Source organism: Paraburkholderia sp. SECH4 (assembly GCF_030511745.1).
Taxonomy (GTDB): Bacteria; Pseudomonadota; Gammaproteobacteria; order Burkholderiales; family Burkholderiaceae; genus Paraburkholderia; species Paraburkholderia madseniana.
Map to the genome: position 1 here is coordinate 229,339 of NZ_JALOCP010000006.1, position 19,474 is coordinate 248,812.

Annotated in this window: 17 protein-coding genes; 8 read left to right on the forward strand and 9 right to left on the reverse strand. The window is 65.0% G+C overall.

The window, feature by feature from the left end; translation table 11 throughout:
* Nucleotides 1–51: 51 nt before the first annotated feature.
* The gene (fliL, locus tag M0D67_RS11800) at nucleotides 52–558 is read right to left on the reverse strand and encodes a flagellar basal body-associated protein FliL (RefSeq protein WP_154559840.1); all 507 of its coding nucleotides are present in this window, start codon (nucleotides 556–558) and stop codon (nucleotides 52–54) included.
* Between the two features lie 10 nt (nucleotides 559–568).
* Between fliL and M0D67_RS11805 the strand changes: the two genes are divergently transcribed.
* Entirely contained in the window at nucleotides 569–784 is a 216-nt protein-coding gene (locus M0D67_RS11805) for a hypothetical protein (protein ID WP_266238861.1), read from the forward strand.
* A 748-nt stretch (nucleotides 785–1,532) separates the two neighbouring features.
* Here M0D67_RS11805 and M0D67_RS11810 read toward each other — a convergent pair.
* The 6 genes from M0D67_RS11810 to fliF all read right to left on the reverse strand — a co-directional run bounded on the left by M0D67_RS11810 (nucleotide 1,533) and on the right by fliF (nucleotide 8,721).
* Nucleotides 1,533–3,071, reverse strand: coding sequence for a flagellar hook-length control protein FliK (locus M0D67_RS11810; RefSeq protein ID WP_266238862.1), 1,539 nt, complete (start codon nucleotides 3,069–3,071; stop codon nucleotides 1,533–1,535).
* 61 nt (nucleotides 3,072–3,132) lie between these two features.
* Nucleotides 3,133–3,582, reverse strand: a complete 450-nt coding sequence (gene fliJ, locus M0D67_RS11815; RefSeq protein ID WP_154559838.1) for a flagellar export protein FliJ — start codon at nucleotides 3,580–3,582, stop codon at nucleotides 3,133–3,135.
* 2 nt (nucleotides 3,583–3,584) lie between these two features.
* Nucleotides 3,585–5,273 carry a flagellar protein export ATPase FliI gene (fliI, locus tag M0D67_RS11820; protein WP_171927623.1) on the reverse strand — a complete coding sequence of 563 codons (1,689 nt, stop codon included), beginning with the start codon at nucleotides 5,271–5,273 and terminating at the stop codon, nucleotides 3,585–3,587.
* A complete protein-coding gene (fliH, locus tag M0D67_RS11825) occupies nucleotides 5,267–5,950 on the reverse strand; it encodes a flagellar assembly protein FliH (RefSeq protein WP_171927622.1) in 684 nt (227 codons plus the stop codon). Before fliH ends, fliI begins: the two co-directional genes overlap by 7 nt.
* The gene (gene fliG, locus M0D67_RS11830; protein ID WP_054040817.1) at nucleotides 5,937–6,932 is read right to left on the reverse strand and encodes a flagellar motor switch protein FliG; all 996 of its coding nucleotides are present in this window, start codon (nucleotides 6,930–6,932) and stop codon (nucleotides 5,937–5,939) included. Before fliG ends, fliH begins: the two co-directional genes overlap by 14 nt.
* Nucleotides 6,922–8,721 carry a flagellar basal-body MS-ring/collar protein FliF gene (fliF, locus tag M0D67_RS11835; RefSeq protein WP_171927621.1) on the reverse strand — a complete coding sequence of 600 codons (1,800 nt, stop codon included), beginning with the start codon at nucleotides 8,719–8,721 and terminating at the stop codon, nucleotides 6,922–6,924. The genes fliG and fliF overlap by 11 nt, the downstream gene beginning before the upstream one ends.
* A 237-nt stretch (nucleotides 8,722–8,958) precedes the next feature.
* On the opposite strand from fliF, the gene fliE reads away from it, so the two are divergent.
* The 5 genes from fliE (at nucleotide 8,959) to M0D67_RS11860 (ending at nucleotide 12,224) form a co-directional block, all read left to right on the forward strand.
* Complete coding sequence (fliE, locus tag M0D67_RS11840; protein WP_171927620.1) at nucleotides 8,959–9,294, forward strand: flagellar hook-basal body complex protein FliE; 336 nt, start codon at nucleotides 8,959–8,961, stop codon at nucleotides 9,292–9,294.
* Nucleotides 9,295–9,589: 295 nt separating this feature from the next.
* Nucleotides 9,590–10,024 carry a flagellar export chaperone FliS gene (fliS, locus tag M0D67_RS11845; RefSeq protein ID WP_093640913.1) on the forward strand — a complete coding sequence of 145 codons (435 nt, stop codon included), beginning with the start codon at nucleotides 9,590–9,592 and terminating at the stop codon, nucleotides 10,022–10,024.
* Complete coding sequence (locus tag M0D67_RS11850) at nucleotides 10,021–10,347, forward strand: flagellar protein FliT (RefSeq protein WP_154559833.1); 327 nt, start codon at nucleotides 10,021–10,023, stop codon at nucleotides 10,345–10,347. The genes fliS and M0D67_RS11850 overlap by 4 nt, the downstream gene beginning before the upstream one ends.
* An 81-nt stretch (nucleotides 10,348–10,428) precedes the next feature.
* Nucleotides 10,429–11,859: a flagellar hook-length control protein FliK gene (locus M0D67_RS11855; protein WP_171927619.1), complete on the forward strand. Its 1,431-nt coding sequence runs from the start codon at nucleotides 10,429–10,431 to the stop codon at nucleotides 11,857–11,859.
* Entirely contained in the window at nucleotides 11,859–12,224 is a 366-nt protein-coding gene (locus tag M0D67_RS11860) for an EscU/YscU/HrcU family type III secretion system export apparatus switch protein (protein WP_154559831.1), read from the forward strand. The genes M0D67_RS11855 and M0D67_RS11860 overlap by 1 nt, the downstream gene beginning before the upstream one ends.
* 116 nt (nucleotides 12,225–12,340) lie before the next feature.
* Here the strand turns inward: M0D67_RS11860 and M0D67_RS11865 are convergent, their stop codons facing one another.
* Together M0D67_RS11865 and M0D67_RS11870 are read right to left on the reverse strand one after the other, a co-directional pair.
* Nucleotides 12,341–13,759 (reverse strand): coniferyl aldehyde dehydrogenase, encoded by a 1,419-nt coding sequence (locus M0D67_RS11865; protein ID WP_171927617.1) that lies wholly within the window; start codon nucleotides 13,757–13,759, stop codon nucleotides 12,341–12,343.
* Between the two features lie 43 nt (nucleotides 13,760–13,802).
* Entirely contained in the window at nucleotides 13,803–15,500 is a 1,698-nt protein-coding gene (locus M0D67_RS11870; protein ID WP_171927616.1) for an isovaleryl-CoA dehydrogenase, read from the reverse strand.
* Nucleotides 15,501–15,808: 308 nt separating this feature from the next.
* Between M0D67_RS11870 and M0D67_RS11875 the strand changes: the two genes are divergently transcribed.
* Nucleotides 15,809–17,458 (forward strand): GMC family oxidoreductase, encoded by a 1,650-nt coding sequence (locus tag M0D67_RS11875; RefSeq protein WP_171927615.1) that lies wholly within the window; start codon nucleotides 15,809–15,811, stop codon nucleotides 17,456–17,458.
* 172 nt (nucleotides 17,459–17,630) lie between these two features.
* On the forward strand, nucleotides 17,631–19,355 hold the full coding sequence (locus tag M0D67_RS11880) for an OmpA family protein (RefSeq protein WP_266238863.1): 1,725 nt from the start codon (nucleotides 17,631–17,633) through the stop codon (nucleotides 19,353–19,355).
* Nucleotides 19,356–19,474: the final 119 nt, after the last annotated feature.

Here is a 19,474-nt window from a genome sequence, read left to right on the forward strand (position 1 = left end):
CTTATTCCTCGTGCGTCCCGTGGCGGTTAATGATGGCAGCGCTAAATAACGTCACTGCACGACGAATTCGGTGAACAGCACGTCCTGGACGTGGATCGGCGCGGCGCCCTTATCGGTCGGCTGTTCGATCAGCGTCTGGAGTTCGGTGGCGAGCGCGCGTTTGCCTTCGAGCGGCGCGAGTTCTTCCGGATGTTTGTTCGACAGTGCGAGGAGGATGCGGCTGCGCACTTCCGGCATATGGTCGGAGAGTTCCTGCTGGGTTTTCGGGTCGTTGAGCTTGAGCGTCAGGCCGATCCGTAGGAAGTGTTGCTGGCCGTCGTCCGATTGCAGGTTGACTGTCATCGATTCGAGCGGGAAGAAGAGCGGCACGGCGAGCGGCGCCGGTGCGCTGGCGGTTGGCGCTGACGCGGGGGCCGGGCTGCGCTTGGACATGAAGAACCACACACCCGCGCCGGCAGCGCCTGCGGCGATGATCGCGATGAGGACGATCAGGATGATGCGCTTCAAGGGGCCCGGGGAAGCGGGCGCGGCTTGCTGGTTTGCGGTCGTGGTTGCCATGAGGTTTGCTTTGCTTGCCTTTAGTGCTGATGATGGTGATTGTTGTTTATTTGCCTGCGGCGCGATGGGTCGAAAAGAAGGGTTATTGAGGGCTATCTCTTGTTTTTGCCTTTCAGGCGGGGATTGCCTGACGGCGCTGGTTTTAGGTTTTTTTGCCTTCGGTGGGGGAGGGGTTGCCTGCGCGGCGCTTTTTGTCAGTGTTCTTAGGGCTTTGGCCTTTCCTTGATTTGTTAGTGGTGTATTAGCGTTGCCCCTGTGCGGGGCGGCACCTACTTTTCTTTGCATGCCGCAAAGAAAAGTAGGCAAAAGAAAGCGGCTCAAACCGCTAATGCTAAGTGGGAACCGTGGTCTGCTGCGGGTAGTGGTGCATCTGGAATCTGTGTTCGTGCACCTGCATACGCCAGTGACAAGGGAGTCATACTTCCGGCGGCGCTGCGCGCGCCGAAGAGCAGTTCATAAAACCACCCGCTACGTTTCAACTCCCATGTTTCACTCGGAACCACGGTTTGCCATTGCATATCACTATCAATAGGCACAGCTACGAGTGTTGCGACACACGGCCTTCATTGGAAGTGAGGGCTGCATGACTGCAGAGGCGCTTCGCCGAGGCGAAGCCGACTGCTCCCACAGACCTGAACCGAAGCCCTTGGTTTCCCTGGCAGACCCGTCCGCGACGCACGTAGTGCGGAGTGGGAGCGGATGAGTCCTTTGTCACTAACGCGGAGTGTGCGAGAACACGGATTCCAGATGTACCACTACCGCTTGCAAACTACGGTGCCCACTTAGCAGTAGCGGTTTGAGCTGCTTTCTTTTGCCTACTTTTCTTTGCAGCCGGCAAAGAAAAGTAGGTGCCGCCCCGCACAGGGGCAACGCTAATAGACCACTAACAAAACAAGGAAAGGCCAAAGCCCTAAGAACACTGACAAGCAAGCGCCGCGCAGGCAATCCCCCGCCCGACCGGGCAAAACCCCAGATTAAGCAAACGTATCCACCAACCCAACAGTCCGCCGAACGGCAACATTAGCAACGTTAGAGTCAGAATCAGAACCACCAGCGCCGCCGGCAAAACCCCCAGCACCACCGCGCGCCCCAGAGCGCCCCGAATCTGCACTTTGCGGCTGCCCGCCCTGCCGGGCAAACCCATCGCTAACACTAGCGCTCCCAAGCCCAATACCGTTGGACTCCATCGCCTCGCGAAGCTTCGGCAACGCCGCCTCGACAGCCTCCCGCACCTGCTGGTGCTGCGAAACAAACAACGCATGTGCATGGTTATCGGCAACCTGCAACACAACCTGTAGCGGCCCCAGATCCTTCGGATTCAAAGTCAGCTCGGCACTCTGCGAATGCGCATTCGACAAAAACACCACCTTCTGACTCAACGCGTCTTCCCAATCCGTCGTGCCCACCTGCGGTGACAACATATTCGCCACTTCGGCAGCACCGGTATTACCCGTCGTCTGCACGGCCGCCGTTGTACTCGCGGCGCTCGCCGCAGCCTGGCCAGCCGCCAGCGCAGCAGTCGCGACATCCGCTGCACTCTTGAAGGACGCCAGATCGTCAGCCTGCGCACCACCGGCCGTCGCAGTCGCCGTCGCGCTCAGCGCGTCAGCCGCTGCCTTCGCTGCCGCCGATGGATCCGCCACGGTCGTGGCAGCAGCCGTCAACGCGGTCTTGCCTGCGCTCGATCCCTTGCCGTCGCCGAACAAACCGGCTGCCAGTGTCTTGCCGTCCGCCGTTCCGTTGAGTCCGTTACTCGTGCCAGCACCCAAACCGTTCGCCGCCGTTGCGGCATTCGCTGCCGCGCCGCTCGCCAGTGCCTGTGGCGGAACCACGCCCTGGCCGCTCGCCAGCGCGGCCAGCGCCGCCTGCAAGGCGTCCTGCGCCGACTTCGAATCGGTCGCGCCAGTCTTTTTGCCCGTGGTGGTGCCCGTCGTCGTGTCCGTGCCCGTGCCGGGCAGCGTGGTCGCAGCGTCAGTCAGCGCCGTGGCGGGATCAGCGGTCGTCGGGTCGGTGGCGCTATTCGCATTGGCCTGCGCTTGAGCCTGCGCCTGTGCAGCGGCAGCCGCTGCTGCGGTGGCAGCATCGGTCTGCATAGTCGTGTTGCCGGACTTCGCGGGCGTCGCGCCGGTCTTGTCGGTCGAGGCTTGCTGCGTATTGGCAGCGGAAGCGGACGACGAAGCCGACGATGAGCCGGACGAGGAAGCGCTCGTCGAATTGCTGTTGTCCGTGTTGCTGCTCGCGGCATCCTGGCTCTTCGTCGAAGGATCGGGCGGCGGCGGCGCGTCATGCACGCTGGACGAAGCTGCCGAGGACGACGAAGCGGACGCGGACGAAGAGGACGACGGAGCCGGCGGCTTGCTCGCACTCTGCGCGGCCGCGTTGTTTTGCAGATCGATGCTCTGCTGCAGGGTTTGCGAGAACGGCTTGGCGTTCGCCGCAGCGGCCATCGCCGCGCTGGTGGACGTGCTGCTGGCCGAGCCGAGCAGTGAGCCGATCTGTGAAAGAAGCGACATAGGGAATCCTGTCAATCTGTCAAACGGGGTGTTCGGTCAATCGAAGCGGTGCCCGGGCGCATCAGACGCCCTCGACACGCATCCTCAGAATGCGGGCGGCGTGTTCGTCTGAATCGCGCTGGTCGCGCCGCGCCATGGTTTTCGCTTCGGCGGCAACGCCGCGCGCCTGCAGCACTTCATACGAGCCGAGCTTCTGCTTCTGGCGCTGCCAGTCGGGCTTGGCAGCCTCGACGCGCGCATTGGCCGTCACCAGCAGGTTGCGCTGCTGTTCGATGGCGGCATCGAGCGTGTCGATGAATGCCTGGAAATTGCGCATGTTGCCGGCGGGCATGCCAGTCTGGGCGGTCGCCGTGAAACGCGCGTGATATTCGTCGCGGTACTGCACCAGCGAGTCGAGCTGCGACTGCACGTCGTTGCGCTCGCGCTGCGCGCGGCCCAGACGTTGTGCGGCGGCGTCCACATCGTCCTGGGCCAGGCCGATAAGCGTCTTGATCGGAAAGTGTTTCGCCATCGTCAGCCTCCTTGGGCAAACAGAGCGTCCAGCATCTCGAGACTCGGTTCAAAGTGCGCGCATTCGCGAAAACCTTGTTGCAAAAACGCTTCCATCCGCGGATACAGCGCAATCGCCCGGTCGAGCAGCGCGTCGCGCCCACTCGAATAGGCGCCGACGTTGATCAGATCGCGGTTGCGCTGATAGCGCGACAGCATCTGCTTGAACATACGCGTCTTCTCGAGATGGTTATCGTCGATCAGCGCGGTCATTGCCCGGCTAATCGAGGCTTCGATGTCGATCGCCGGATAGTGGCCGGCCTCGGCGAGCGAGCGCGACAGCACGATGTGGCCGTCGAGAATCGCGCGCGCGGAGTCGGCGATCGGGTCCTGCTGGTCGTCGCCTTCGGTCAGCACGGTGTAGAAGGCGGTGATCGAACCGCCGCCCGCCGGGCCGTTGCCGGTCCGCTCGACGAGCGCCGGCAGCTTGGCGAACACCGAAGGCGGATACCCTTTGGTGGCAGGCGGCTCGCCCACGGCGAGCGCGATTTCGCGCTGCGCCATCGCGTAACGGGTCAGCGAATCCATCAGCAGCAGCACGTGCTTGCCCTGGTCGCGGAAATATTCGGCGAGCGAGGTCGAGTACGACGCGGCCTGCATCCGCAGCAACGGTGAGACGTCGGCCGGCGCGGCGATGACGACCGAGCGTGCGAGGCCTTCCTCGCCAAGAATCTGTTCGATGAATTCCTTCACTTCGCGGCCGCGTTCGCCGATCAGGCCGATCACGATCACTTCGGCGCTGGTGTAACGCGCCATCGTGCCGAGCAGCACCGATTTACCGACGCCCGAACCGGCGAACAGGCCCATGCGCTGGCCACGGCCCACGGTCAGGAGCGCGTTGATCGCGCGCACGCCGACGTCGAGTACCTTGTGAATCGGCTCGCGGTTCAGCGGATTGATGACCGGCGAGGACAGCGGCGCATCGGCATGCGCGCCGAGCGGGCCGAGGCCGTCGAGCGGGCGGCCGGACGCGTCCAGCACGCGGCCGAGCAATTCCCAGCCGACCGGCAGGCGCTTCGCGCCCGCCATCGGATCGGCGATCGGCGCGCTTTCGAGCGGGTACACGCGTGCGCCAGGCAAGAGGCCGATCACTTCGGTGGTCGGCATCAGAAACAGTTTGTCGCCGGAGAAACCGACGACTTCGGCTTCGGCCATCGCCAGTGAGCTGCCGAAGGGCAGTTCGATCATCACTTCGGCGCCCACCGACAGGCGGAGGCCGACCGCTTCAAGCACCAGACCGGCGGCGCGCGTCAAACGTCCGCAGGCACGCATCGGCTTGGCGATTGCGTTGCGGGCGCGCAGCGCGTCGAGCCGGCCGCGCCAGGCTTGCATGTGCGGATTGCTGTCGAGTGCGGGATCGTACGGGGCGGCGGCGGGAGGCGGGGAAGCGGGACTCGAAGAATCGGCGGATTCACGGCGCGCAGCGGAGGATTCGCGGCTCGCCGCCGCGCCCTTCGCCTGGTGTCTGGCGCCCGGATGCCCGTGAGCGGGATCGCGCAGCGCTGCGTCGATGGCTGCGACGGCAGCAGCAGCGGGTGTCACCGCGGCCGGCACATCCGCCAGTGCCTCGGCGCCGAACGACGCCAGCGCCAGCTCGCGTTCGAGCGGCGTCAGATCGCTGGCGCGGATCTCTTCGAGTGTCGGCTTCACCATGTGCTCACCTTGCCGAGTGCGGCGGCGACGCGCTCCCAGCGCGTGTCGATACCGGCGTCGACTTCACCGGTGCCGGCTTGCGCGCGGCAGCCACCGCGCTCGACCGACGGATCGGTACGCACGGTCCAGCCGCGCGTTTGCAGTTCTTCCATCAGATAGGCTTCGACGACCGGCAGGTCGGCGGGGCTGACGATCAGCGCCGGCGCGCCGACCAGCGCCGGTTCGGTGGCCAGCACCTCGCGGGCGGCGGCAATCAGCGCGGTCGGATCGTGCTGCACATGCTGGCGCACCACCTGTTGGGCGATGTCCAGCGCCAATGCGACCAGCGTCTCGGAGATCGCGCCTTGCGTGCCGTCGAGTGCTGCCTTGAAGGTTTCGGCCAGCGCGGCGAGGCGCGCCGCTTCTTCACGTGCTTCGCTCTGGCCTTGCTCGAAACCCTGTGCGTGGCCTTGCTCATAACCGGCCTGATAACCGAGCGCCTGCCCGGCCACGTGACCCGTCGCGATGCCCTGTGCATGCGCGGCGTCGCGCAGACGTTCGAGTTCGGCTTCGAACGCGCCGTCGTCGACTTCGGGTTCGGGCGGCGCCGGCGGCACCGGATCGAACGAGGCCATCTCCCAGCGCTGGTAGGCCGAGAGGCGCTCCTTCGCTGTGGAGTTCTGATCAGACATATGCATCTTCCGCCTTGCCGCCTAGAACGATCTGGCCGCTTTCCGCCAGATTGCGCACGATCTGCAGGATGCGGCGTTGCTGCGTCTCGACTTCGGAGACGCGGACCGGGCCGCGCGCATCGAGGTCTTCGGCGAGCAGTTCGGCAGCACGCTGCGACATGTTCGACAGGAACTTCTGGCGCAGCGCGGGCGGCGCGCCCTTCAGCGAGATGATCAACGCCTCGGACTCGACTTCCTTCAGCAACAGCTGGATCGCGCGGTCTTCCAGATCGAGCAGGTTCTCGAACACAAACATCTGATCAATGATCTTCTGCGCGAGTTCCGCGTCGTATTGGCGAACGTTCTCGATGACGCCTTCTTCATGGTTGCTCGACATGAAGTTGAGAATTTCGGCCGCCGTGCGGATGCCGCCCATCGGGCTGCGCTTCAGGTTGTCGCTGCCGGACAGGAGGCCCGTCAGCACATCGTCGAGTTCGCGCAGCGCGGCCGGCTGGATGCCGTCGAGCGTGGCGATCCGCAGCAGTACGTCGTTACGCAGCCGCTCGGTGAAGCAGGCGACGATTTCCGAAGCCTGATCGCGGTCCAGGTGAACGAGAATGGTCGCGATGATCTGCGGGTGCTCGTTCTTGATGAGTTCGGCCACCGCCGCGGAGTCCATCCACTTGAGGCCTTCGATACCGCTGGTATCGCTGCCCTGCAGAATCCGGTCGATAATCGCGCCGGCCTTGTCGTCGCCGAGCGCTTTGGTCAATACCGACCGGATGTAGTCGCTCGAATCGAGCGAGAGAGCGGTGTGCTTCTCGGCCTCGCGCACGAACTCCTGCAGGACCTCGTCGATCTGCTCGCGCGTGATGTTCTTCAGCGCGGCCATTGCCACGCCGATCTTCTGGACCTCACGCGGCCCGAGGAATTTGAACACCTGCGCGGCTTCTTCCTCGCCGATCGACATCAGCAGGAGCGCGCTCTTCATTACGCCTTCAGCGCTCATCGGACACCCAGTTTTTCACGACGGTTGCGACGATCTTCGGATCCTGGCGGGCGATGTTGCGCGCGAATTCCAGATTCCGTTCGTATTTGTGTTTCGAGTTTTCCAGCGCGAGCAATTCGTTGTCGCTTTCCAGTTCGGCGACGGTTGGCGCACCCGCCCGCTCGGCGGCGGGGATGCCGTCCAGCAGCACAGGCTCGTCCGGCGATGGCAGCGCGGCGGCGACGACCGGCTCCGGCGGCGGGAAAGCGCGGCGCAGCGCGGGCTTCACCATCACGAAGTACAGGAACAGGGCGACTGCGCCGATCCCGAGGTAGGTCGCGATCTGCTTGGCAAGCGCGATCATGTCCGGCGTGCGCCACCACGGCAGGTCGGCGTCCGGGTCGATGTCGGCGGTGAACGGGCTGTTGACCACGTTGACCGAGTCGCCGCGCGCCTGATCGAAGCCCATCGCGTCCTTCACCAACTGGTTGACCTGCGCGAGCTTGTCGGCGGTGACCGGTTGCATCGTCGCGTGGCCCTTGGCGTCGACCACCCGCAGATAGTTGACCACCACCGCCACCGACAGGCGCTTGATGCCGCCCATCGGTTGTTCCAGATGCTGCACGGTCTTGTTCAGTTCGTAGTTGGTGGTCGAATCCTTGCGGTCGCTGACCGGCGTCGTGGTCACGCCGCTCGCGCCGTTGCCCGCCGTGATCGGTGCGGAGGCCGGTTGCGGCGGCTGGTTCGACAGCGCGCCCGGCACGCCCGAGGCCCCGGCTTGCGACATTTCGGTGGCGGTGCTCGTTTGCTGACTGCGGATCGCCGACTGCTGCGGGTTACCGTTCGGGCCGTAGTTTTCCGAGGTCTGCTCGGTGTGCGAGAAGTCGATATCGGCGCTGACCTGCGAGTGCGCGTTGCCGGAGCCGAACAGGGGCGACAGGATCGCGTCGATGCGTTGCTGGGTGTTGCGCTCGATCTGCTGGCGGTACTTGAGTTGTGAGGCGTCCAGACCGCTGCCGGTGGACGGCTGCGTCAACAGGTTGCCGTCCTGGTCGAGGATGGTCACGCCCTTCACCGGCATATCCGGCACCGCCGAGGACACCATATGGGTGATCGCCAGCACCTGGCCTTCGTCGAGTGCGCGGCCCGGGTAGAGGTTGACCAGCACGGAAGCGGACGGCGCCTCCTTGTCGCGCACGAACACGGAAGGCTTCGGAATGGCCAGATGCACGCGCGCCGACTTCACCGACGAAATCGACTCGATCGTGCGCTCGAGTTCACCTTCCAGCGCGCGCTGGTAATTGATCTGCTCGGCGAACTGGCTGATGCCGAACTTCTGGTTGTCCATCAGTTCGAAGCCGACCGAGCCGCTCTTGGGCAGGCCTTGCGAAGCCAGACGCAGACGCATTTCATGCACCTGCTCGGCCGGCACGAGGATCGCGCCACCGGCATCGGAGAACTTATAGGGAATGTTGGCCGCCTGCAGCGCGGTGATGATGGCGCCGCCGTCGCGGTCCGACAGGTTGCTGTAGAGCACCTTGTAGTCCGGTGCGCGCGACCACAGGAACAGACCCGCGACGATGGCGACCAGCAGCGCGACCGCGAAAATCAGCGGGGCGCGCGGGTTGCCGCGCATTTGCGCGAGACCTGACAGACGCTGGCCGAAGTTGCCGCCCAGGTTGCTCCCAAGGCCGCCGAGGTCCGCGGCACCGCCGGCCTGGCCGGTGCCGGCAGCACCGGCGCCCGGCTGCGCGCCGGCGAGGCCCATGCGGGCGTCGGGGTTGATCAAAGAGTTGGCTGACGAATCCATGCGTCGGGTATCTCCGGGATGCCTTTGCGTTCTGCCGTTTGAGCGCGCCGAGGGTCGGCAGGCGTGCGGACAGACACTTTCACCATTGAAATTATCCGCAGCGCGGCTCAACCCGATTGCTTGAATAGAGCCGGGTTTCCCCCCTAGTTTCGGGGCTTTCCCTGATGACCCACTGCTATGCTTTCGTTCAGATCGGTACGGTTTCCGGCATGCCGGTCGTCATTCCCTGGAGAGAACATGACTTTGCCCGTGAACGCGCTCTCGTCGGCGCTGCAACAGATGCAGTCGATGGCGGCGCAAGCGGCCGGCGGCAACACACCGGTGGCCGGCCAGTCCGGTGCGGCGACGGCCGGCGGTTTCGCCTCGGCGCTGAAGGCCTCGTTGGACAAGATCAGCGGCGATCAGACCAAAGCGGCCGGCGAAGCGCAGGCGTTCGAACTCGGCGCGTCGAATGTCTCGCTGAACGACGTGATGGTCGACGGGCAGAAGGCCAACATCGGCTTCCAGTTCGGCCTGCAGGTGCGCAACAAGCTGGTGACGGCCTATAACGACATCATGCAGATGCAGGTGTAAGTGCGCCTCGGGCGACAGGGCTGTTCCGCCCGCCCGAACGCATGCGCCCAGATGCAACGCTGTGTGGCTTCACGACAGGACTGTCCGCCCGATGCGCCCTCGAGGCGCTTCGTGGCAGGCGGCCTTGCCACGCTCAGCGCGGTATCGCCCCTATCGGCCCCTTAATCCTCCTTACAACGGCCTAAAGCTTTCCCGCTGCCTATCCGATAACCAGATACAGGCAGAAATCCGGGTGCGGCAACGTGCACGGATGGGGTGCCGCGACCAACCGCAGTAGAAGAAAGGAGGAGCGCCGATGTTTTCCCCAGGACACTCTGGAGCCAATGCGTACGCGCGCGTCGGCGTCGAGACAGGGGTGATGGGCGCGAGTCCGCATCGTCTGATCGTGATGTTGTATCAGGGCGCCCGGCAGGCGATTGCGCAAGCGCGCATGCATGTGCAGCAAGGCAATGTGTCGGCGCGTGGTGAGGCGATCGGCAAGGCGATTCAGATCGTCGAAAGCGGGCTGCAACTGTCGCTGAACCTTGAGGTGGGCGGTGAGATTGCAGAGCGGTTGGACGCGCTATATAGCTATATGTCGCGGCGGCTGCTCGAAGCCAATATAAAACAGAGCGAGGCGATGCTGGTCGAAGTCGACGGCCTGCTGGCGACGCTCGAAGAGGCATGGATCGGGATTGCCCCGGAGATCGCGCGGATGGCAGCCCAGCCGGCCGCGGAAAGCATGAGATGACATCGAACGCAGAATATTTCGCCCGCTACGAGGCGATTGCAGCGATTTCCCGCCGCATGCTGACGGCTGCCCGGCGAGCCCTGTGGAACGATCTGGTCCACTTGCAGGAGGACTATCGGAAGCTGGTGGACGCGTTGAAAGACGCGGAAGCCGGCGTCAGACTGGACGATGCGGAGCGCCTGCGCAAATACGCGCTGATCCGTCAGATCCTGGCTGACGACGCTGCGATCCGCGATCTGGCGAATCCGCGCATGGCCAATCTGTCGGCGCTGTTCGCCGGACGGCCGACTCGTGTGCTCAAGGAACTGTACGGGGCGCGCTGAGTTTGCCCGCGAGCAAGGCGCTGCTTGAGTCCGCCTGACTGGATCTGAGCGCGTTGCTGTCAATGTGACCAAGGAATCGGTATGAACGGAATCGACGCGGTCGTCACTTCGCTGCTCGCGAACCGGGTCGACAGTCTGCTCAATCTCACGCCGGGTAGTGCGACCGCCTCGCAGACTGGCGCGGCGGGCGTCGATACCGAGATTCTCAATACCACCCCTGTTGCGCCCCCCGCCACGCCGCCGGCTTCCGCACAAACCGCGCTGTCCGCCGTCGCGCTCACGCTCAATGCGATCGTGAACTCTGGCGGCGAGGCAACCCCGGCGGTGCTCGGCCAGATGCCGATCTGGCCGGCCGCGCCGGCGCTCGACGTCGAAGCCGGCGGCTTTGCGCTGTTCGATACGGCCGCCACGCCTGCTGCTTCATCCGCGAATCCGAATACCGCCGCTACCACCGGTACGACGGCCACCGCCAATGTGGCGGCGGCTCAAGTGCCGGTCGCGGCACTTGCGGCCGCGCTCGAACAGACGGTCGGCGAAAGCGGCCTGTTCTACGAATCCCATCTCGCGCAATGGCTGGCCGGCCAGCGCCCGCCCGCCGCACTGGCCGGCGAGGCGCAAAACAAGCTGGTGGCCGCCGCCGCGCAAATGCCGCTCGACTGGGCGAGCGACGCCGATCCGGCTTCTCCCGCTAATGCGACAGGCCGGCCAGGCATGGGTGCGGCGTCCAACGGTCCGGCCAACGGCGCGCCGGATGGCAACGCGGCAGCCCGCGCGATGCCGTCGATCCAGACCGCGCAGGCCGCGCGCTTCGTGGCCGGCGAGGTGCTGGCGAGTTCTCTGTCCGACCTGAACGGCCAGCCGGCGCACTCGAGCGTGCACAGCGCCGCGGCGCAACTGGCCGACGACGGGTCGTCGCAAAACTCGCAATCGATGGCAGCCGCGGTTCATCCCGCGACGGTTCCTTTGGTGCGTCAGCAACTCGATCTGCTCGCCACCGGGCAGTTTCGCTGGACCGGTGAAGCATGGCCGGGCGCCAAGCTTGACTGGACCATCGAGCAGGAAGGCGACGAATGGGACCGCAGCGGCGGCGGCACGGCGAGCGAGGACGATCAGCCGTGGCGCACGCGGCTGACGCTGTCGCTGCCCACGCTCGGCACCGTCGATGCGGACCTGACGCTGACCGGCATGCGGCTGGTCGCGCGCGTGCAAGCGAGTCCGGCCGGTGCGGCCCGATTGGCGGCGCAGGGTGAGAACTTTCGGCAGCGGCTCGCGGCAGCGGGCATCGAACTGAACGGACTGACGATTCGCGAGATCGGCGGCGGCATACCGGCTAGCACGATGGGTGTAGCGGGCGCGGCGGCGGCCGGGCAGGCAGCGGCCTCGGCTTATGCGCGTTCAGCGTCGGCTGCTGCGGCGGCCGCGGCGGCCGATAAAGCGCCGGCGGGGCGCCGCACGGCGCGTGTCGCCCGCCCGGGAGCTGCGCCGGTCGATGATTTCGATTGGGATATGTGATGAGCCGCAAACATCGCCGCAGCGCGGCCGCGCTCGTCTACGACGCACAAGGCAGCGATCCCGCACCACGCGTGATCGCCAAAGGCTACGGCATGCTGGCCGAGATGATTGTGCAGCGCGCCAAGGAAGCCGGGCTGTACGTGCACGAAGCGCCGGAAATGGTCTCGTTGCTGATGCAGGTCGACCTCGACACGCGGATTCCGCCGCAGCTTTATCAGGCGGTGGCCGAGTTGCTCGCTTGGCTGCATCGGCTGGAAAGCGGCGCGGAGCATGAGCCCGAAAGCGGCGTGGCCGCCGCGCAGGACGTCACGGATGTGGTCGCCACGGACATTGCGGACGTTTCCGGTGGGACGCCGAGGCGCTGAGTGGCGAACGCCCGCTGCTTAGCCCGCGGCCGTCGTCGCAGTACGCTGTTCTGCACGAGTTGCCCAGCCCACGGGTGCCCGCCGCGCGGATGGCCGCCCCACGGATGCCCGCCGCGTCAGAACCTCATCATCAGCTTCAGCAGCGCATTCACCCGCTTGCCGTACGGCGGCGAGATCCATCCGCGCGCGTTCAGGCGCGCCTGTGTCAGCACCGGCTTCATCTTCGAGAAGGTGACGAAGCCTTCGTAGCCGTGATACGCGCCCATCCCGCTCGCACCGACGCCGCCGAACGGCAGGCTTTCGCACGCCAGATGCATCAGCGTTTCGTTGATCGCCATGCCGCCCGCGATGGTGTCGCGCGTGACGCGGTCGATGGTCGCACTGTCGTCGGCATAGAGATACAGCGCGAGCGGGCGGGGACGCGTGTTGATCCACGCGATCGCATCGTCGAGCGTGTCGTAGGGGACGATCGGCAGTAGCGGGCCGAAGATTTCCTCCTGCATCAGCGCGCTTTCATCCGGCGCATTCGTGACCGCGATCAGCGGGAAGCGGCGGCTTGCCTCGTCGGGTGTGCTGTCGGTGAGCGTGTGCAGTTGCGCGCCGGCGGCCTGCGCTTCGTCGGCGAGACGTTGCAGCCGAGTGAAGTGCCGCTCCGAGATGATCGATGTGTAGTCGAGGTTGCGCGCAAAGTCGGGGTACATCGTCGCCATCCGCGCGCGTGCCCGTTCGATGAACGCCTGCTCCTTGCCGCGCGGCACCAGCACGTAGTCCGGCGCGACGCAGGTCTGGCCCGCGTTGAGCGTCTTGCCCGCGACGAGGTTATCCACCGCGTTGTCGAAGCGCGCGTGCTGACCGATGATGGCCGGCGACTTGCCGCCCAGTTCGAGCGTGACCGGCGTCAGATGTTCGGCGGCGGCGCGCATCACTTCATGGCCGACCTTGGTCGAGCCGGTAAACAGCAGATGGTCGAACGGTTGCGCGCTGAACGCGGCGGCCAATCCAGCATCGCCGTTCACTACGGCGACGTGGTCGCGCGCGAAGGTCTGGCCGATCAACTGCTCAAATAGCGCCGAGGTGCGCGGCGTCAGCTCCGACATCTTGATGATGGCGCGGTTGCCGGCCGTCAGCGCGCTAATTAGCGGGCCGACTGCGAGCAGCACCGGATAATTCCACGGCACGATGATGCCGACCACGCCGAGCGGCTGCGGCACCACTTTCGCGCGCGCCGGCATCAGCCATTTGTTGGTGCTGCGGCGTTGAGCTTTCATCCAGCGTTTGCCGTGTCTGAGCGCGGCGTCGATCTCACCCTTGATCAGCAGGAATTCGGCGAGCAGCACTTCCTGTTTCGCGCGATTGCCGAAGTCGGCGTTCATCGTGTCGGCGAGTGCGTCGCGGTTGTCGAGCATGACTTTGCGCAGCACTTTCAGATGGCCGGCACGTGCTTCCCATGACGGATACGGCGCGCGCAAATACGCATGGCGTTGATCGCGCAGCAGCGCTTCGAGCGCGACGACTTCTGGCAAATCGTTCTTCATGTGTGTCCACTCCCTGATGGATAACGTGCGCGTTGAGTCGCGCTTATTGGTGTGTTGTGCTGTTAAATGCCCGCTCGATGATCGCGGCGTGGTCGAACGTCGCCGGCAGCGTGCCGTACACGCGGCCGCTCTCGCCGCAGCCGTCGGCGAGACGCGTCGCGATGAAGGCATCGGCGACTTCCGGCGGCGCGTGCTTCACCAGCAAGGTGGCTTGTGCGATCAGCACGATCTGCTGCGCGATCCGTCGTGCGGAGGCTTCGCGATGTTCGGCGGGTCCGTTAAGCGTGGCGGCGAGCTTGCCGAGCGCGGCGCTCAAAGCCGGGTGCCCTTGTGCATCCGCTTGCCAGGCGGCGAATAGGGCCTGCGCCGCTTCGGGCTCGCGCTCCATGGCACGCAGCACGTCGAGGCACATCACGTTACCCGAGCCTTCCCAGATCGAATTGACGGGCGCTTCACGATAGAAGCGCGCCATCGGACCGGTTTCGACATAACCATTGCCGCCCCAGACTTCCATCGCCTCGCCGGTGAATTCGAGGGTGCGCTTGCAGACCCAGAACTTCGCTGCCGGGGTGACGATCCGGCGCCACGCGCGCTCGGCGGGCGCAGCCGACGATGCATCGGCCGACGCTTCGAACGCGCGCGCGAGCCGCATGAACAGCACCGTTGCGGCTTCCGATTCCAGCGCCAGGTCGGCGAGCACATTGCGCATCAGCGGCTGATCGGCCAGTTGCCGGCCGAAGGCGCTGCGGTTTCGGGCATGGTGGATTGCCTGCACCAGCGCCGCACGCATCAGGGCCGCGCTGCCGATCACGCAATCGAGCCGCGTGTAGTTCGCCATTTCGATGATGGTCGGCACGCCGCGGCCTTCGTCGCCGATCATGATGCCGAACGCGTCGAAGAATTCGACCTCGCTGCTGGCATTCGAGCGGTTGCCGAGCTTGTCTTTCAGACGCTGGATCTGCACGGCGTTCGTGCTGCCGTCCGGTGCGAAACGCGGCACGTAGAAGCACGACAGGCCTTCGTGATCGTCGGTGCGGGCCAGCACCAGATGCGCGTCACATTGCGGCGCGGAGAAAAACCATTTGTGGCCGACAAGGCGATATTCAGCGCCACGGCCGCTTCCGCGCGTGGCATAGGCACGCGTCTGGTTGCTGCGCACGTCCGAGCCGCCTTGTTTTTCGGTCATACCCATACCGATCATCGCCGAGGTTTTTTGCGTGAGCGGCAGGTCGCGTGGATCGTGTTCGCGGGCGTAGAGCTTGTCGCGCAGCGTCTCGAACAACGCGGGTTCGCGTTGCAGCACCGGAATGCTCGCGAAGGTCATCGTCAGCGGGCAGAGGGAGCCGGATTCGAGTTGCGCATGCAGGAAGTAGCCGGCGCAACGCGCGACCATCGCGCCGCGTTGCGGATCCGAAAACGGCAACGCGTGCAGGCCTTCGCGGCGCAACAGCCCCAGCAGCGTATGCCACGAAGGATGAAACTCGAGCGCGTCGATGCGTTCGCCGCGCGGGCTGTGCGTGATCAATTCGGGCGTATGGCGGTTCGCCAGTTCGGCGAGCGCGAGTGTCTCCGGCGTGGTGAGCGCCGCACCGTGCCGCAGCAGCGCCTCGCGATGCCACGCGGCCCCTTCGCGTTCGAGCGCGGCGGACAACGCCACGTCGCTCGAAAACAGGTTGTAATCCGCTAGCGGAGGCGCCTGATTTGTCACGTCGTGAGTGTGGCCGATGCTGTGCCGTTCCATCTGCTGTCTCCGTTCACCGGATGCGCGCCGTCGCTGATCGACGGTGTGCTGTTTTATCGTGGCGTGTCGTGCCGCACGCTCTGAGGACGGTGCGCGGGGCGCCGTGTTTGAATGCCCTGCGCGGCGGCCTGACGGGCGCACGCGCGTCTTTCATCATAGGGTCGCGGGAGGGCTTTCGTTTAGAGGGATCGCTCTGACACGAACCCGCCGTCGCAACCGAACGCTCCCTACAATGCCGATAAAACGCACGTAGACAAGTGTGTACTAGACAGGGTCCGCGAGCAACGCGGGCCCAATTGGAGGAGCGGATGCAATACGACTACATCATCGTCGGTGCGGGCTCAGGCGGCTGTTCGCTCGCGAGCCGTCTGGCGGATAGCTGCCCGGACGCCACGATTGCCCTGATCGAAGCCGGTCCGCATACGGACCGCAATCTGTTCGTGAACATGCCGGTGGGCGTGGCGGCCGTCGTGCCGCACAAACTCAAGACCAACTACGGCTATCTGACGACGCCCCAGCCGGGGCTCGCCGGACGCCAGGGCTATCAGCCGCGCGGGCGGGGCTTCGGCGGATCGAGCGCGATCAACGCGATGATCTATACGCGCGGCCATCCGCTCGATTACGACGAATGGGCGCAACTCGGCTGCGAAGGCTGGTCGTGGGCCGACGTACTGCCGTATTTCCGCCGCGCCGAAGGCAACGAGCGCGGCGCCGACGCATGGCATGGCGCGAACGGCCCGCTGACGGTGTCCGATCTGCGCTATCGCAATCCGTTTTCGAAGCGTTTCGTGCAGGCCGCGACCGAAGCCGGTTACAAACCGAACAGCGATTTCAACGGCGCGGACCAGGAAGGCATCGGCTTCTATCAGGTGACGCAGCGCGACGGACGGCGCTGCAGTGTCGCGCGCGCTTATATCTACGACCGCGAGCGCCCCAATCTCCATACGATCGCCGATGCGACGGTGCTGCGCGTGACCTTCGACGGCAAGCGCGCGAGCGGCGTCGAGATCGTGCGCGGCGGCCGTACCGAAACGCTGGAAGCGCGTGCCGAAGTGGTGCTGTCAGCGGGCGCGTTCAATTCGCCGCAACTGCTGATGTGCTCGGGCATCGGGCCGGCCGCGCATCTTCAGTCGCTCGGCATCGCCGTGCTGCACGATGCCCCCGAGGTCGGCCAGAACCTGATCGACCACGTCGACTTCACGATCAACAAACGGGTGTCGTCGATCGAGCCGACCGGCTTTTCGATTCGCGGCATTGCGCGGATGCTGCCGCAGTTCGTGACCTTCATGCGACATGGGAAGGGCATGCTGTCGAGCAATGTCGCCGAAGCGGGCGGGTTTCTGAGGAGCCGGCCGACGCTCGATCGCCCGGACCTGCAACTGCATTTCTGCGCGGCGATTGTCGACGACCACAACCGCCATATGCACTGGGGCCACGGTTATTCGCTGCACGTGTGCGTGCTGCGGCCACATAGCCGCGGCACGGTGACGCTTGCGAGCGCCGACGCGCGTACCGCACCGGTGATCGATCCGCGTTTTTTCAGCGACTCGCGCGATCTCGACCTGCTGGTGGAAGGCGCGCAGATGGCGCGGCGCATTCTCGACGCGCCGTCGCTGGCGCTGCATGGCGGCAAGGAGCTGTACACCCATGCCGGCCAGACCGAGGAGGAATTGCGCCGGACCATCGCCGAGCATGCCGACACGATCTATCACCCGGTGGCAACCTGCCGGATGGGCGGCGATGCGCAATCGGTGGTCGATCCGCAGTTGCGGGTGCGCGGCGTGACGGGGTTGCGGATCGTCGATGCTTCCGTGATGCCGACGCTGATCGGCGGCAACACGAATTCGCCGACGGTGATGATCGGCGAGCGCGCGGCCGAACTGATCGCGGCGACCCGGTTCGAGGGGCATACGGTGCCGGCGATGAAGTCGACGGGCGTCACCGGCGTGGCGGCTTGAGAGAGCAGCAATATTCTTAATCTTGGTCGCAAATATAAGAATATTTAGGCGAACGTCGGTTAATTCGTCATAAATTGTGCCGTTTCGTTTATGAGATTTCCCCAAACCTATAATCGCGCCGCGAAAAAGAGCGCGTCAGGTGACGCGTTCGGGAAATCAAGGAAGCGAAGCGATGAGTATCAATGTGATTCAGCTGATTCAGTCCGCGTTGACGGACGGCGTCGTGCGACAGATGGCGGCCCGCTTCGGGCTGCCGCCGGACGCGACCCAGAAGGTGCTTGCAACAACCGGGCCGGCGCTGGTCGCCGGTCTGATGCAGAAGGGCGCAACGCTCGACGGCGCGCGTTCGCTGTTCGCAACGATCCTCTCGCCTGAGGTGAACGGCCACATCGCCGAGCAGTTGCCGCAACTGCTCGGCAGCACCACCGGGGTGAGCCAGTTGGAAGGTGTGGGGCGGCAGTTGCTCGAGCGCGCATTCGATCGCCGCGTCGATACGCTCAGCGACGAGGTCGCCACTCAAACCGGCGTCCCGGCGCATGCGACGCACGCCATGACGGGTATCGTCGGCGCAACGCTGCTGGGCCTGCTGAAGCGGCATTTTCTCGAAGGTCAGGGCAACGTCGGCCAGTTGCCAACGCTGCTGGGCCATCAGTTGCCGGCCATTGCGCCGTATCTGAACGACCGTCTGATGGCCGGGCTTGGCCTGACTGGACTCGGCGCGTTCACCGGCAATATTCTGTCGCAGCTTAAGGCGGTCTCGGCGCACATCGACCATCCGACGCCTGCCGCCAAGCCGGTGGCCGAAGCCCTGTCGAGCATCCGCGTGCCAGCCGACGCGGTGGTGCGCGAAGAGCGCCGTTCGCGCAAGTGGCTGTGGTGGTTGCTCGCGGCGATTGCTGCGGTGCTTGCTTTCCTGTTCCTGCGCGGTTGCCATAGCGAGCAACGAGGCGAACAAAGCAGCGAGCGCAGTAGCGCGGGAGCCGCGGCAACTGTGCAGCCGGCGTCCGCATCGGCGGAGGCCTCGGCCGCCGCGGCTGCAACGCCTGCCGCTGTAGCTGCAAGCGCCACCAGCGAAGCGCAGCAACCTGCCGCCGCGCCCGCGCCGACCAAAGACAGTCAGCTCAGCTTCACCGTCGACGCCGCCGGCAAACCGACGCTTACGGCCACGGTTGGCAGCGAAGCCGAAAAGACCCATCTGATCGACGCGCTGACAAAGCATTTCGGGGCTGACCGTTTCGTCGCAAACGTCACGGTCGATCAGGACACCAAGCAGGCCGACTGGCTCGTTCATCTGGACGGCCTGCTGCCGCTGATGGCATTGTCGGGCGCCGAGGTGAAAGTGGATGGCGCGCACGTCGAACTGAGCGGCAGCGCGGCAAACGCGAAGCTCGGCTGGCTCGATAAACTCAAATCGCTGTTCGGCGCCTCGTATCAGATCGGTTCGTTCAACGTCGAACAGGCGGTCGCGAACGCAACCGAAAACTTCCGCGGCGCGATCAAGGGCCTCCTCGCGCCGGACAGCTCGTGCGTAACAGCGGACGTGGTCAAGGTGTTGAACCTGCAGGTGATCAACTTCGCAAGCGCCGGTGCTCGCGTGCCGGCCTCGGCGCTGGAAGATCTGAACCAGTCGGCGCAAGTGTTGAATGCCTGCGCGCGTAACGGCAAGACGGCCAAGCTCGAAGTGGCCGGCTATTCGGACAATGTCGGCGGTGCGCAAGCCAATCTGCAACTGTCGAAGAAGCGCGCCGAAGCGGTTCGCGCGTATCTCGTGAAGACGGGTGTGCCGGCGGATTCGCTGGTCGCGCAAGGTTATGGCGATGCGCGTCCGGTCGCGAGCAACGACACGGCAAGCGGCCGTTTCGCCAACCGCCGCATCGAGTTTGTCGCGCAGCAGTAATGACGGTGCTGACTGAGCCTTGAAGATAAGTCTCTGAGATGCGCCCGTCGCGATAGGCTTCCGAGGTGGTGCTTGGAGATAAGTCTTCGAGGTCAGCCGTGTCTTGAAGACATGCCGCC